At 58.4% G+C, this 12,982-nt stretch carries 9 protein-coding genes and 3 pseudogenes; 3 read left to right on the forward strand and 9 right to left on the reverse strand.

Going from position 1 to position 12,982, the window contains the following annotated elements; translation table 11 throughout:
* Positions 1 to 115: 115 nt before the first annotated feature.
* Positions 116 to 670 (forward strand): annotated as a pseudogene (locus AAGS40_RS30070) (transposase); the annotation flags it as partial.
* Between the two features lie 640 nt (positions 671 to 1,310).
* Here AAGS40_RS30070 and AAGS40_RS30075 read toward each other — a convergent pair.
* The 4 genes from AAGS40_RS30075 to istA all read right to left on the reverse strand — a co-directional run bounded on the left by AAGS40_RS30075 (position 1,311) and on the right by istA (position 5,615).
* Positions 1,311 to 1,565 (reverse strand): hypothetical protein, encoded by a 255-nt coding sequence (locus tag AAGS40_RS30075; protein ID WP_345817656.1) that lies wholly within the window; start codon positions 1,563 to 1,565, stop codon positions 1,311 to 1,313.
* Between the two features lie 177 nt (positions 1,566 to 1,742).
* Entirely contained in the window at positions 1,743 to 2,915 is a 1,173-nt protein-coding gene (locus AAGS40_RS30080) for a hypothetical protein (RefSeq protein WP_345817657.1), read from the reverse strand.
* Positions 2,916 to 3,819: 904 nt separating this feature from the next.
* Positions 3,820 to 4,608 carry an IS21-like element helper ATPase IstB gene (gene istB, locus AAGS40_RS30085; RefSeq protein ID WP_345817658.1) on the reverse strand — a complete coding sequence of 263 codons (789 nt, stop codon included), beginning with the start codon at positions 4,606 to 4,608 and terminating at the stop codon, positions 3,820 to 3,822.
* Positions 4,605 to 5,615, reverse strand: a complete 1,011-nt coding sequence (gene istA / locus AAGS40_RS30090; RefSeq protein ID WP_345817659.1) for an IS21 family transposase — start codon at positions 5,613 to 5,615, stop codon at positions 4,605 to 4,607. Before istA ends, istB begins: the two co-directional genes overlap by 4 nt.
* 682 nt (positions 5,616 to 6,297) lie before the next feature.
* Between istA and AAGS40_RS30095 the strand changes: the two genes are divergently transcribed.
* Entirely contained in the window at positions 6,298 to 6,600 is a 303-nt protein-coding gene (locus AAGS40_RS30095) for a hypothetical protein (RefSeq protein ID WP_345817661.1), read from the forward strand.
* Between the two features lie 90 nt (positions 6,601 to 6,690).
* On the opposite strand, the gene AAGS40_RS30100 is transcribed toward AAGS40_RS30095, so the two are convergent.
* The 3 genes and pseudogenes from AAGS40_RS30100 to AAGS40_RS30110 form a co-directional block, all read right to left on the reverse strand.
* The gene (locus tag AAGS40_RS30100; protein ID WP_345817662.1) at positions 6,691 to 7,332 is read right to left on the reverse strand and encodes a hypothetical protein; all 642 of its coding nucleotides are present in this window, start codon (positions 7,330 to 7,332) and stop codon (positions 6,691 to 6,693) included.
* A 10-nt stretch (positions 7,333 to 7,342) separates the two neighbouring features.
* Positions 7,343 to 7,759, reverse strand: a complete 417-nt coding sequence (locus AAGS40_RS30105; RefSeq protein ID WP_345817663.1) for a hypothetical protein — start codon at positions 7,757 to 7,759, stop codon at positions 7,343 to 7,345.
* 510 nt (positions 7,760 to 8,269) lie between these two features.
* Positions 8,270 to 8,458 (reverse strand): annotated as a pseudogene (locus AAGS40_RS30110) (transposase); the annotation flags it as partial.
* A gap of 1,410 nt (positions 8,459 to 9,868) precedes the next feature.
* Here AAGS40_RS30110 and AAGS40_RS30115 point away from each other — a divergent pair.
* Positions 9,869 to 10,513, forward strand: a pseudogene (locus AAGS40_RS30115) (prohibitin family protein); the annotation flags it as partial.
* A gap of 952 nt (positions 10,514 to 11,465) precedes the next feature.
* On the opposite strand, the gene AAGS40_RS30120 reads toward AAGS40_RS30115, so the two are convergent.
* Positions 11,466 to 11,999 carry a hypothetical protein gene (locus tag AAGS40_RS30120; protein ID WP_345817664.1) on the reverse strand — a complete coding sequence of 178 codons (534 nt, stop codon included), beginning with the start codon at positions 11,997 to 11,999 and terminating at the stop codon, positions 11,466 to 11,468.
* Between the two features lie 22 nt (positions 12,000 to 12,021).
* Positions 12,022 to 12,972 carry a peptidyl-prolyl cis-trans isomerase gene (locus AAGS40_RS30125; protein WP_345817665.1) on the reverse strand — a complete coding sequence of 317 codons (951 nt, stop codon included), beginning with the start codon at positions 12,970 to 12,972 and terminating at the stop codon, positions 12,022 to 12,024.
* Positions 12,973 to 12,982 lie beyond the last annotated feature (10 nt).

Consider the following 12,982-nt stretch of genomic DNA (forward strand, 5'->3'; position numbering starts at 1 on the left):
TACACCCGTCGACCGGCCAAGATAGTTGTCGCTGATCGGCCGTGCTGCTTGACGCCGTCTACGACGGTTACCAAGGAAGCAAGGCGAGGAACGGTACACATCAGATGCTTACGCACGGTCCAATGCATTGAACACCGAAGCGCTCGAGCGTATCGGCGTGCTGTACACGATTGAGGAAACGATCAGAGGCAAACCGCCCGACGAGCACAGCGCGTATCGCCACGTGGACGCGCGCCCGCTGCTCGATCGATTCCACGCATGGCTCACCACGGTGCTGGAGACACCCTCGCGCAAATCGGTTACGAGCCGGGCGATTCTCCATGCGCTGAACCGGTGGGAATCGGTCACACACTATCGCGATGTCGGCCAGCTCGAAATCGACAACCTGCCAGTCGAACGCGCGCTAAGTGGCGTGGATTTCGGTCGCCGCAATTAGCTGTTCGCTGAAGCCGATTCTCCCGGTAAACGTGCTGCCGCAATCTATAGCCTCGTGGGCACCGCAAAACTCAATGGCATCGATCCTGAGGCGTATTTGCGATTCGTGCTTGGACGTATTGCGGACCATCCGATCAGTCGTGCCGATGAGTTGCTGCCATGGCGGGCAGTAATACAGCGAACTGCAATCAAACGACAGTGCATCTGCTGGAACAACAGCGCGGTGATGCCGTAATACTTCGGCGCGGAAAATCGCCCAATCGTCGACGCCAGCTTTGCTGTGAGTGCAGTACAGACACTCGCTTGTTGCGTCTTGTATTGACGCATTCCGGTGTACGTCGATGCCGAATCGCTTGCTGAATCGCGCCCAGCACAAGCCGTCATCTCCATTGACCCAGAGCGTATCGCCGTTGCCAGACACAACGATCTCGTAACGTTCCTCATGGATCTGTTCGACGTCCACGCTCATGCCTCCCTTCAAGAGTATCCATATTACCCGTCACGATGGATCGTCAACCCATAGACGGAGGCAAGCTTGCGATCAGACTGTCGGTCAATACGGCCTCGGAGACACGCTAACCCTGCTACTAAAGAACTTCCATTTTAAGACGGGGCGAGCAAGCACCTTCAAGAGGACCAGAGACGCCTCCTTGGCGTAACGGCTTCATCAAAAAGTCCGTTTCCCAGCAGCCAGGACCCTTGCTCGTGCAGGCGCTCGCATCCGTTTCGGGACGTTCCCCTTGTAGTGCAGGAAGGGCGGACCCAAATGGACCGGAATGGTGCCGCGGCAGGCTGTAGCGAGTAGCTCGGCGCTAACGCTGCACCGCCATGCATAGCAAATTCCCACCTCACTCCGTCACGCTGAAACACGTGACTCACGTGAGCACCGCGACTCGCAAAAGGGTTGCGCGCAATTGCCGATGAGCCGAACCGTTGCGCTGGGGTACTTCGACTGAAGGGCCTCCCGTTTCTTCCCACGTCAGCCGAAACATGGAGTTCCGCTCGTCCGTAGCCCCTTCGACCGTTACGATACCTTCCTTGCCCGAAAGCGCACCGTACTTGATGGCATTGGTAGCCAGTTCATAGGTGGCCTTTCCGACGGTCTCCGCGACGCGCCCATCAAGCTTCACTTCTCCGTCTCCCGTCAAACTGAAGCGCGATTCGTCATCCCCCCGAAACAGCAATCTGCAAAGTCACCGGCTCGCGCACAGAGATGCCTGTCCATTTGCCGCTAACCAGCAGATCCTGGCTTCTGGAAATCGACTGAATGCGCTGGCAGACTCCAATGGAAGAGATCAGAATTCGCACTACTTCGTTGACTCAAGGCCGGAATAAAGCAATTTCGCCATAAAGATGCAGTCCCACATGGATGACTTTTTCCATGCCTGCTCGGCATCGTCCCGCTCCCAAGCCCACTGCGAGCGCGGCGAAGCTGCCGCTTCCGCGTCTGTCGACGGACATTGTGCCAGCACAAGGTCTCTAACGCTGTCCGTTGGGCCTTCCGCGAGATATCTGAAAAAGGGATTCTTCGGCTGCTTGTCGGACAGCAGCTTCGCTGTCTGGTCAATCAGCGGATTTTTGACGCCAAGCTTACGGTATAGAAAAATCTCGACCGCCACAAGATGCTGCGAGTAGCCCGGCCTGTTCACCAAGCCACTAAGTCGATTCAACTCAGGAGCAAGGCCGCAAGAAATATCCAGCAGTCGGGGGAGGCCGCCCGCGACAAGCTTATCGACGTCAACGAGCTGGCTGAAGTAGTCTCCGAGGTCCCCAACACTTGAGAGGTCCGCAGTGCAGCTTAAAGAGGGCTGGTTTGCTGAAAGCAGGTAATACCGAGTGAACGCCAGGTCCGCAAGATCTCCTGGTCTCATCGTACATCCACGCCCGACGTTCCCACTGGATGGCGCATCGTCCGTGCAGAAGCGTGGCCAGCCACGCACGTTGGGTATCAGGACCAGCGCGTCCTGAGGGAAATTGCATGTCGGTTCCTTACCTGCCAGACACGGACGATGCCTGTTCAACCAGTTAAGCCATGCCTGGGCGGTGGCCGTGTCGCGGGTCGTGGCGAGATACAGCTGCGCGCCGAGCGCCATGTCCGGCGAGAACGAAGCAACTCCCCCTTTGGCTTCGGCTGCGTCGATCGAGGGATCATTCCTGCGCCTCGGTGATCGGTACCAGCGACCGGCTTGAGGGCCGCTGTTCGCGAATGCTGCTTTCACCGCACGACACCCCTCCTCCACCCCGGCCGCGCATAGAAGCCCGGAAAAGAGATTCATGTCACCGTCGTTGCACATCGGATCGACGGAGGCCGGAGGATCCTTCCATTTACTCGGGCTTCCCAAGCATACGGGCGCGTACCTTTGCCAGATCAATAGGCGCTGCGCGAGTAATTCATTCGGCGTCTGGGGGAATGTACAAGGGCTGGCGATCAAAATGGACGCCGCCCAAAACAGCCTTACGGAGTGCGAAGTGCGTTTCATTTTTTATCTCGCGAAGGCCACATGGGTTATTCGACTGAAGTGGCGAAAATTTGCACTTACCAGATTGAGGCTTGACAATGGCCAGATGGCCGTAACTCCCCCGGCTCTCCAGCCCAGTTGCCGCTTTCCCCGGCAACAGCATTGATGTGCCCATTGTGTCGAAGTCAGAACGCTCTTAGTTATCAAACTGTGTGCAGGGTATTTCCCCGTGCTGAAAGCCCGGTCCTGATCCTCTGCACGAAACAACCAGGTGCGTTGGGCTGGCGTTACACTGCCCGTTCGCCCGGTATTTTCCCGCCAAGTCGCTTCGCACGCCTGTGACGGTATATGTAGCCTCCATCCAGGACCTGGCTCCGTTATTTTGCGCTGGCGTTACGAAGTAGTCGCTGAATTGATTTCCGTCCACCCCAACTGACATATGGGGCGAGCGGTCCCCGTTTTTGGGAACCTTGGAGCCCGACTCGATATGGATGCGGCAGAAAACATAGTTGGCTGGTAGTGCGAAAACGTGACCCCACTCCTGGCCCTTATGCCATTGAGAAACGACGGACGCCTGAGCTACTACAGGTTTAGCGCTTGCCACGATCCCTGCTCCATCGCCAGTATTAGTCCCTCCGCTATCGCCACCGTCCCCGCCACTCGCGGCCCACTGCAATGCCTGTTTGACGACGCCAGCGCATAGATTGTTGTTCAGACAGTCATTTACATGGTCGAGAATAGTTGTCCCATTCAATGTGTTGTCAACATGGACCGTCACGACTCTGAACACTGGCTCGCTCTGAGCCATACATGGCTCGCATGCCGCAAGCAGGATCGTTAGGATTGGTAACTGTCAACGCCGACTGAAACCTGACCCACATTTGGAGGTTTCGCCGAAGTAAATCTGACCCACCCGGGTCCTGTATCACCCGGCTGCTTTCGCGCTTGCCCGCGTACCTGTTTGTCCCGCCTTTCTCTTGTCCTTCAATCGATAGCTCTCACCGCTGATTTGCACGATATGAGCGTGATGTAAAAGCCTGTCGAGCATCGCCGCTGTCAGCGTCTGGTCGTCAGCGAAGGCCGTCGCCCACTGCGTGAACGGCAGGTTGCTGGTCAAGACGACTGAACCGCGCTCATAGCGTTTCGCGACGACATTGAAGAACAGGTTTGCCTCTTCGCGTCCGAATGGGAGGTAGCCGATTTCGTCGATAACGAGCAGCCTGGGTCCGATGACCGCTCGATTGAAGAATTCCCGCAAGCGGTTCTGCTGTCGCGCGGCGGCCAGTTGCATCATCAGGTCGGCGGCCGTGATGAACCGCGTCTTGATGCCCGCTTGCGCCGCACGATACGCAAGCGAGGTCGCAATATGTGTCTTGCCGACCCCCGATGGTCCGAGCAGCACGACATTCTCTGCACGCTCGATGAACGCCAGGCTCGCCAGTTCCTGAATCTGCGCACGCGGCGCGCCGCTGGCGAAGGCGAAGTCGTATTGCTCAAGCGTCTTGACGCCCGGCAACGCCGCCAGCTTTGTCAGAACCTGACGCTTGCGCTGCTCGCGCGCGCCGAGCTCCGCTTGCAGAAGCTGTTCAAGGAAGTCGGCCATACTCGAATCAGTCGTTGCGGTGCGTTGTGCGAGCGGCGCCCAGTCGGTAGCGATGCAATCGAGTTTGAGTTGCACGCACAGCGCGGCAATCCGTTCATGTTGCAGATTCATGCGGCGACCTCCAGCAACGCGTCGTAGACCGCCAGCGGGTGTTGCAGGCTCTCGCGTGGCAGCACCCGGCGGTTGTCCGGCACAGCGAGCGCAGGTGCCTGCGTCGGCAACGGAAGAAGCGCCGCCTGCTCGGTTGCAAGCAGCACCGCTGGACGCTCACCCGTCGTCGCGTGACGGCGCACGTTGGCAATTTCTGACAGCCATCGGCCGATGTGCGCGTTGGCGGCCCCAACGTCCAGCTTCAACCCTGACGACCTGAGCGTCGCGGCAAGGGGCACAACGAAGCTCTCCTTGAGATAGCGGTTGAACCGTTCGACCTTGCCCTTGGTCTTCGCGCGATACGGACGACACACCTTCGGCGTGAACCCATAGGTTTCCGCCAGCGCCAGCAACTGCGTATTCCACCGATGCTGGCCCTCGCCGAATGCATCGCGCTCGATGACCACGGACTTCGCGTTGTCAAACAACACATGCTCCGGCGTGCCCCCGAAGTACACGAGCGCTTCGCGCAGGCATTCGCAAAGCGTCGCGGCGTCCTCGCGCGCGGTGAACCGCACGAAGCTCGCGCGGCTGTAACCCATCGTCGCGACCAGCGCGAGCAATGGCTCGCGTCCACGCCGGATAACGGTGAAATCGGCCTGCATCTGCTTGCCGGGCGCAGTCTCGAAGCGCACCACCGGTTCGACTTCGGGACGCTTGTGGGGCACCAGAAACGCCTTGAGCTGACTGATGCCGCCTTCGTATCCAGCTTCCTGCAATTCGCGTAGCAGAACCGTTGCCGGAATCCAGTGCGGCCGCGCGGCGGCGACGCGCTCCAGCAGATAGTCCTTGAACGGGTCGAGCTTCGTTGCTCGCGGCTCACGCTGGCTGTAGCGGCTAGCCTGCTCGTTCCTCAGATAGCGTCGCACAGTATTGCGCGATAAACCTGTTTGCCTCGCTATCTCGCGCACCGCCGTCCCACGCCGGGCCAATACCTTGATTTCCACTGCTTGCTCCTGAGTCAGCATCGGCGGCAAAAGCCGCCATCGTCTCCCAGGTGGGTCAGGCTTACTTCGGCGCCAGGGTCATTTTTACATCGGCGCTAACAGGTAACGCATTTTTCGCAAGCATGACAGCCTCCTTAGGTTTTCTCTTCAAGGGTCACTATGCGGGCGGGTAGGACGTTCTGAATTATTCAATTGGCTTGCCCTTCCCTAGGTATGACAGATCGGCGAGCGCGGAAAACGACATTCTCAAGCTATTCCCACAAATTTTTCGCCCGATACACCGCCTGGAGTTCGTCGCATCCAAACGGTTACTTCTTAATATTTAGCGGGCTTCCAACAATAATTGCTGAAACCGCACGATGCCACGCAAAGCTGCGTCATTAATGAAGTGTGCTAGATGCTGTCAGATACGGAGGACTGGACGGATACGATGCCATCTTGCGGCCTCGGTTGCTCAGTGCGACCTTCCCGATCAGGCTAAGTAAGCATTTCCAGATGTCGCGACGCCGCTGTTGATCACGAAGACACTGACCAGGCATGGCGCAATCCCGATCCGGGAGTAGAAAGAGCGCCCTCAACGTACAGCTTCTCTTGCTCTTCTATCGCTGTGTTTGGGCCTCGGGAGTATGCTGGCCTCGAACACCCGCCCCAGGCGCCTGACCTATGAGCTGCCCTCCTCCGCAGTATTGAATGTGAGGAAAATGTGGCGTTTTGTGAAGATGCCTTTGCCCCGGACGATGTGACGATGTGTTCCCACGTCCCTGACGAACGCATCCTGTCCGCACACATAGACCGTCGCAAAATTCATCAGAACGGCCTAATGCTGGTACGCAAGTGGTCCGGCGTTTTTTCAATCGTCGCGAAGGGCCTGGTGCAATCGAAACAGCGAAAAAACGGCACATTTTCCGTACACAGAAAAGATGCAAATGATGCGCTTGAAAAAGCCGCGGCCGGCTGCTTTCAATACCTGAATACTCAAGGCGCCTACCGGGTCAGGACCGTCTAAACGGTTCTGCGGGCCGCGGCCTGACCTGTAGAGGTGGCCAACTTCAAAGCAACTTTCGCAGCGCAGCATGGAAGAATGACCTAAGTGCGGTTAGGCGATGACCAATGCCGCTACCGCCATAACGACGGCAATACATGACAGGCCTCCCGCCGCCATACCCATACGGGCACTGTCCCAAAATGCCGACGCAGCAACCGGCTCCCCAGCGTCGACGTCAGTCAGCACATGACGTGCAGCTACAACTCCATGCGCTGCCTGTGGCTCGGCGAGCGTCGTCAAGTTCGCACTATCCCGCCGTTCGGCGTTTTCCGTCCAGAGCTTCGCAAGATCGGCAAGATGGCCTCTCGGGTCCGGATCGACTTGGCCAAATACTGCATTATGCAAAAGTGTGGTGTGCTCGACGCGCGAAGACGCTGTCGCATCAGCAACGGACGTCGGTGCGGGCGTGAGCAACCGTTGCGCCGATGATAGCGCCCGCAAATTCAATTGCAGCAACGATAGCGCCTCTATGTCGCGGTCCCGCGAAAACCTGAAGGGAAGAGGCGGATGACCCTCCAACAGCTCCCTGACGTAAGTCACACTTTCTAGCGCATGATCAAAGTCGCCCGCACCAGTCTGTTCCCGAATGCGAGCCAGAACCGAGGCGACCAATTCCGACCGATCGTCGTTTTCCCGCACTGCGAGAGCGGTCAGGCGATCGAGTAGATGCTCAACAAGAGGCTCGTCAGCCATTACTGGCCCCTTACGTGGTTTTGAATTGCACCACCGCCCACACAAAACCGGAGGCGCAGGCAGTCACAATACTCCATATTGCGTATCTCTTCTGCTTACTAGCTTCATCTGAAGCAGCCATTGTGCCGCCGACAGATATAAACCCGCCAGCTAGCACCAACAGCCCTTCAGCGGGTCCGACGAGCGAAACAAATCTGTAGAAGTTCTGATGATGTTCGAGGTAGTCCCAAGCCTGATATACCGCGGCGGCGGACCATGCGAGCGATACCCAGCCGAGCTGCCCTTCTTGAACCGTCCTCAGAAGTCGCGTGTTCCTTTTCTGATCGGGCGTCAGGGCAAGAAACGCACTTGCGAGAGACACAAGGACCGGAGCTACGGCGACAGGGAAGACGAGATTTATCAGCACCCATTCGACCGTCAGACCCATGCTCCTTCTCCATTCTAATGTTCGCAATCTGCGACCTGCAGAAACCTCTGCCCACGCCCCACAACAACGTTCCGCACGGCGATCATACAATCGGGACCCGCCGTGCGGTAAGCAGCAGTCGGCAAGGCTAAATTCGCGACGTTCGGGTGAGGACCGCCGCTTGGCAATAGACCGGTTACGAGCCGGAACGCCACACCTGCATTTGCATCGACCGCAGGGCATACGGGCATACAGGCGCAATCGAATGAGTCGCCTGCCACAATCCAGCGGCTGGTTGAGTGTCGGAAAAGTTGGGATACCGCGTCTAGCCGGATGCTGCCCAGACAGCGGGGGCAGCGGCAGGAAGCACAGAATCTGCTTCCCACAAAGGCGTAAAAATGCGGGCTTCAAATAGTCTACCGGCTGCGCATTCCGCAATTACACGGGGAAACTGGAAACGACGATGTAGGTCAACGCTGCGGTCACCGGTATGAAAAAGCTTGCCGTGTTACGAAGCCCGACGGCGACGAAGGGCACCGCCTGCTCGCCGGCACTGACTGTTGACAAATTTCCGTCCTGATAGAGCTCGCGCTAGCCGAATAACTGGTTTGCATTAACCTGATGGCGACGGGCAACTCCGGATACGGTTGCGCCGGGTTCGAAAGTCTCGCGCACTATCGCAAGCTTCTCCTCGACAGAGCGCTGGCGGCGCTGGATCAGACTTCAACAGGTTCCAGGTCAGAGCTGGGCTTAGACATATGCGTAAGACTACCTCAAAGTTTAAAGGTTGCTGCGTGTCAGGTTTCGCCCGGGCCGGCCTAGTCATTGGGCTCGTTATCGATAATTGCGGGAAACTGCGTCTGCACTTTCAGAGGCGTTCGCGCGATGACCACATCGTGTTTAGCCAGCAGCCTCGAATCTGATTGATCTGCGCGATGCGGTCCCGCAATAGCAGGTTGCGGACGCGGTGCAGTGACTAAATGTCCCGAACGGGCCGGACTACGGGCTGGACTAACGTTGCGGTGCCAGAGGTAAGACGAGCCAATCCCGACTCGCCATTGAGTTGTCGGGCCGCCCGCAGGGCCGCCTGCCGGGCAGGCCGGCAGCACTGTCAGACAGCCTCTTCACATGGCTATCGACGGCAGAGCAATGCAAGCTGCTGAAGTCTCGTCAGTTGGCTGTCATAGTCTGATAGCGACGTTTTGCGGGCACCCCGGTCATCCGATGCGGAAGGCTGCTGGGGATCGCACACAAGGACCGGACTAGCGGCCGGCGAGACCTCCTCGTGCAGGGAGTCGATGAGTACAAACAATTCCTGCCACGACCTTCGGATCAGCCGAAGCGATCCTTCGTGAGCCATCTCAAGCAGCAGTGCACGCACCCGGTGCGACGGCTCAGCAAAATGGTTGGCTATGTGTACGGCGCTATACGAACGGCCGCGTTTCATGAGTTCGAGAATTCTGTCTTTTGTCATTCTGTCTGGCATGGTGTCTCCGTGTCCTGCTTGTGGCAGTGTTGGAATTGGCGCCTGGATCTGACGCCAACGACATGATAGCCCGGCGCGCCAGTCTCACGTCAACGCGCCATGCCAAACGTTATTGCACGCCATGTCAAAGCGGATGGTTCAACGTGGCGCAGCTGTATAAAACCGTGCATGCATCGCACAACAGGGGTGCGTTGGGAAGCCGCCTGTCAACGAACCAATAAACGTCAATCCGAACAGGCGCAGCTTTGCCTCGACATGCTGATGCCTGAACAGCGAGCAGCGACCTCCGCAAAGAATCTGCGCCTACGGACTCGGGCGCCCCGTTTGGAGCAGCGCCCGCGCCGGTGACCCACACCAAAGCTACCATTTCGGTAGGGATCAGCTTTTGTCAATGTTCATTTCTAGTCATCTTTTCGGGATAGCCAGGAAGTATATTAGGCGTGCGCCCGGCGAAGGGCGCTGTCCGAGTCAAAAAAGTGGTAGCCACAATGAAACCTGGTAATGGAAGTCTAGGGGGTAGCTGGTGCTGTCGTTGCAGTCCTGTTCGTGATCCTGTGTTCGGTGCACGTGGTACCTGCTGGTCATCGTGGCGTTGTGAAGGTCTTCGGTGACGTCCAGGAACAGCCGCTTCAGGGGGGTTACATGTTCTAAACCCGCTTGCCCGTGTAATCGACTTCAATGTGCGTTTCCAGAGTGCAACGGCGACGAAGGCGGAAGGTGGCACGGCCGATTTGCAGGAGGTGTTTGAGGACATCACGGTCAACTATGAATACGATCCGGTCCACGCGCCGTACGTCTACAACAACTTCGGCGACGATGCAGACATCGAGGCGAAGTTTATTGTTCCGGCACTTTACGAGTCGTTCAAAGCCGAGACGTCGCAATACACGGCTGAACAGCTTGTGACACAGCGCGCGAAGGTATCGCAGGACATTGTGCAGAAGCTCCAGGCAAAGCTCACGAAATACAGGATCATCGTGTCTGACATCAATGTTCAGAACTTCCACTTTGATCCGCAATTCGCCGAAGCGGTGCGACAGAAGGTCGTCGCTGGCCAGAACCGGTTGACTGCTGAGCAACAGCTAGAAACCGCGAGAGTGACAGCGCAGCAACAGATTGTTGAAGCCGAGGGTAATGCAAAGGCTATTGCGATTCAGGCTCAGGCGATCCAGCAACAGGGCGGACAGGAGTACGTCGCGCTGAAAGCTGTCGAGAAGTGGAACGGCCAGCTTCCGAGCCAGTGGTCCGGAGCAGCGATCCCATTCGTCAACTTAGCGACCCAAAAATAATGCCATTCTCCCTCTTGTACACAGCTTGAAACGCGGTTAGTCGCCGTAAAGACGTGTCGACATAAAAGACCGTGCGAAGGTCCATTGGTAGACCGAGGTGGCCGTTCGTACGTCGGAGTGCAGGCAGAGGCGAACCACGCTTCCTGACCGGGACCGCCAGTTCGACGACCGGATCTGAATGCAGCCGCTCCTCGCATCAACGGTTGTGTTAGCGGGGCCCAAATGACACGCACTGTCGACCGTTAGCGGTTAGCGGCAGGGGCGCAAGCTTACAGCCGGCTTCGGAAAAAATAGCGGGCTTCTACCTCGGCACGCCTGCGACTTGCCGGAGCACGCATTTAATGCTGGTATGCGGGGCTGCACTAGCCTCCGTTGCGTAATTCGCAGATGTGGCCACCGAGGAGCTTGTTAATCGGTCAACCAAAAGCCAAGGTGCCCGCGAGACGTCGGTGTCAGACTATGACAGCCAGCTCGCGAGACGCCAGCACCTTGCATTGCTCCGCCGTCGATAGCTGCCCAAAGAGGTTATCTCACAGCGCTACAGAACCGCCCGGCAGGCATCCCTGCACGCCGTGAGACAACTCAATGGCGTATCGGCGCGTGCTACCTCTTGTACCGCAACGCCAGTCCAGTGCATAGTCCGCCCTGTTCCTGCCTGTTTTCCGATACCGCCTTTTGCCATCGGGACGCTCGCCTTCTGACGCGCGAAGCGATGACTGCGCGCCTGGTTTGCCTTTCCCTGCTCCGACAGTTGAGCCAGCGCGAGCGTCTCAAACTGTCGGGCGCGTGCGTGAGCGTGGCCGAAGTGTCAGCTGTCACACAACCGACCGATTGCGCACCTGGTCGATCAGTGCTAGCACGCTCCTTTCCCGACAGGGGCACGAGGGCATTCCAGCCGCGTATGTACTGGATGTAGTGGTCAACGCCGCGCCGCAATAGAAGGCGGCTCCGATTAAGGTGCGCGCGTACATGCTTGAGCGTTGCAGGCCCGTCGCTCCATAGCATTCCGCCTTCGCGCGTTTTCGTGCTGGCCGCGAGCGCATCGGCGTATCGCCGGACTGCCAGTCCAGTCCGCCATTTCCAGGCGTCGCGGTCGGGGTCCGGTAGCAAACTGTGCGCGTCGCTGGCTTAAGGTGTGCCAGTATCCGCCGGCTTCTTCGAGACTGATCGGCTCGGGGAGCAACATGATGAACTCATAGACCATGTTACGGTAAATGCGCCCGCAAGCGGCGTGCCAGTGATCCGGTCGAACACGCAAACGCATGAGCGGCACATGAAATACGGCATTGGACCGGCGCGTTGCCGGGTCATGAATCAGCCCCGGACGTTCTGACTCCCGCACCGCGGGCACGTCGGCAGCGGTTCGAAACCCTGGGGACATCAACTGCGCCACATGTTGCTGCAGGAATGCCGTCATTTCGTCCGCATTCGCGTGTGGCGCGAGGTTCGTCGATTCAGGTTTGCCGGAGATCGTGAAGGCTTTCATGCGGGCTCCTGAGGGGCGCGACCTATTGCGTAATCGCTGCACCCTTGATCAGGTCGCCGGTGAACTGCGCGGCCGCTTTCTCCAGTGCGAGCGCCTGCAACTGCTGCCGGATCGTGTCCTTCGCCTGATCGAACGACGGTACCTGCGTCGGCCGCTTCGCGTCGAGCTTCAGGATGACACGCGGTGCATTGGCCGCCGGACCAGTCACGACTGGCTGTGGCGTGACGCCGCCGGCCGGCAACTGCGTGATCGTCTGCGCCACCGCCAGCGGCAGGCCCTGCGTATTGCCCTCACTGAGCGGCGTCCTGAAACTGACCCACGGCAGTTCGCCACCCGACGCCTTGCTCGGTGCCACGCTGTACTGACGGGCGAGCGCATCAAACGATGCGCCAGATCTGAGCTTTTGCAGCACTGCCGTCGCAGTTGCGTCGTCGGTCACGGCAATGACGCGGGGCTTGTACTCTTCCTTGCCAAGCGAGGCGACGATCTGGTCATAGCGCGCTTTTACCTGCGCATCGGTCACAGGCTCCGGATGGATGCTGTCCTTGAGGTACAACTGCGTTTCAGCATTGACCTTCGCCGCGTTGATCGCCTGCTGCACTTCGGGCTTCGTATCGTAATGCGCCTTTTCGGCGTTCTGCCGGAACAGTTCGCGGGCAATCAGCTGGTCCTTGAGCGCCTGCCGCACTTGCGGCGTATCCGGTTGTCGCGAAGCCTGCAGCGCGTTATCGAGCTGTCCAACAGAAATATCGACTCCATTGACGAGGGCCACGACACCCTGCGGCAAGCCGCCAGTTCCCGCGGCCTGCATGCCGAAGGGATGCACGATCGCGGCGCCGGTCTGACTGGCGGCGCTGTTCGCATCGTCTGCACGGGCCAGCCCTGTCATCGCGACGCTCAGCGATACGGAAGCGAAAGCCACCACGCATAGCGCGTTGACGGTGGTACCCAGGTGGGAGGTGGTTTTTCTCATGATGATTTTC

It is taken from the genome of Paraburkholderia sp. PREW-6R, from assembly GCF_039621805.1.
GTDB lineage: Bacteria > Pseudomonadota > Gammaproteobacteria > Burkholderiales > Burkholderiaceae > Paraburkholderia.

What these genes read in the sequence shown, in the direction of transcription:
- AAGS40_RS30100 (WP_345817662.1), bottom strand. Translation starts at nt 7,332, where the DNA reads ATGGCTGACGAGCCTCTTGTTGAGCATCTACTCGATCGCCTGACCGCT.
- istA (WP_345817659.1), bottom strand. Translation starts at nt 5,615, where the DNA reads ATGCTGACTCAGGAGCAAGCAGTGGAAATCAAGGTATTGGCCCGGCGT.
- AAGS40_RS30105 (WP_345817663.1), bottom strand. Translation starts at nt 7,759, where the DNA reads ATGGGTCTGACGGTCGAATGGGTGCTGATAAATCTCGTCTTCCCTGTC.
- AAGS40_RS30125 (WP_345817665.1), bottom strand. Translation starts at nt 12,972, where the DNA reads ATGAGAAAAACCACCTCCCACCTGGGTACCACCGTCAACGCGCTATGC.
- AAGS40_RS30080 (WP_345817657.1), bottom strand. Translation starts at nt 2,915, where the DNA reads ATGAAACGCACTTCGCACTCCGTAAGGCTGTTTTGGGCGGCGTCCATT.
- AAGS40_RS30120 (WP_345817664.1), bottom strand. Translation starts at nt 11,999, where the DNA reads ATGAAAGCCTTCACGATCTCCGGCAAACCTGAATCGACGAACCTCGCG.
- istB (WP_345817658.1), bottom strand. Translation starts at nt 4,608, where the DNA reads ATGAATCTGCAACATGAACGGATTGCCGCGCTGTGCGTGCAACTCAAA.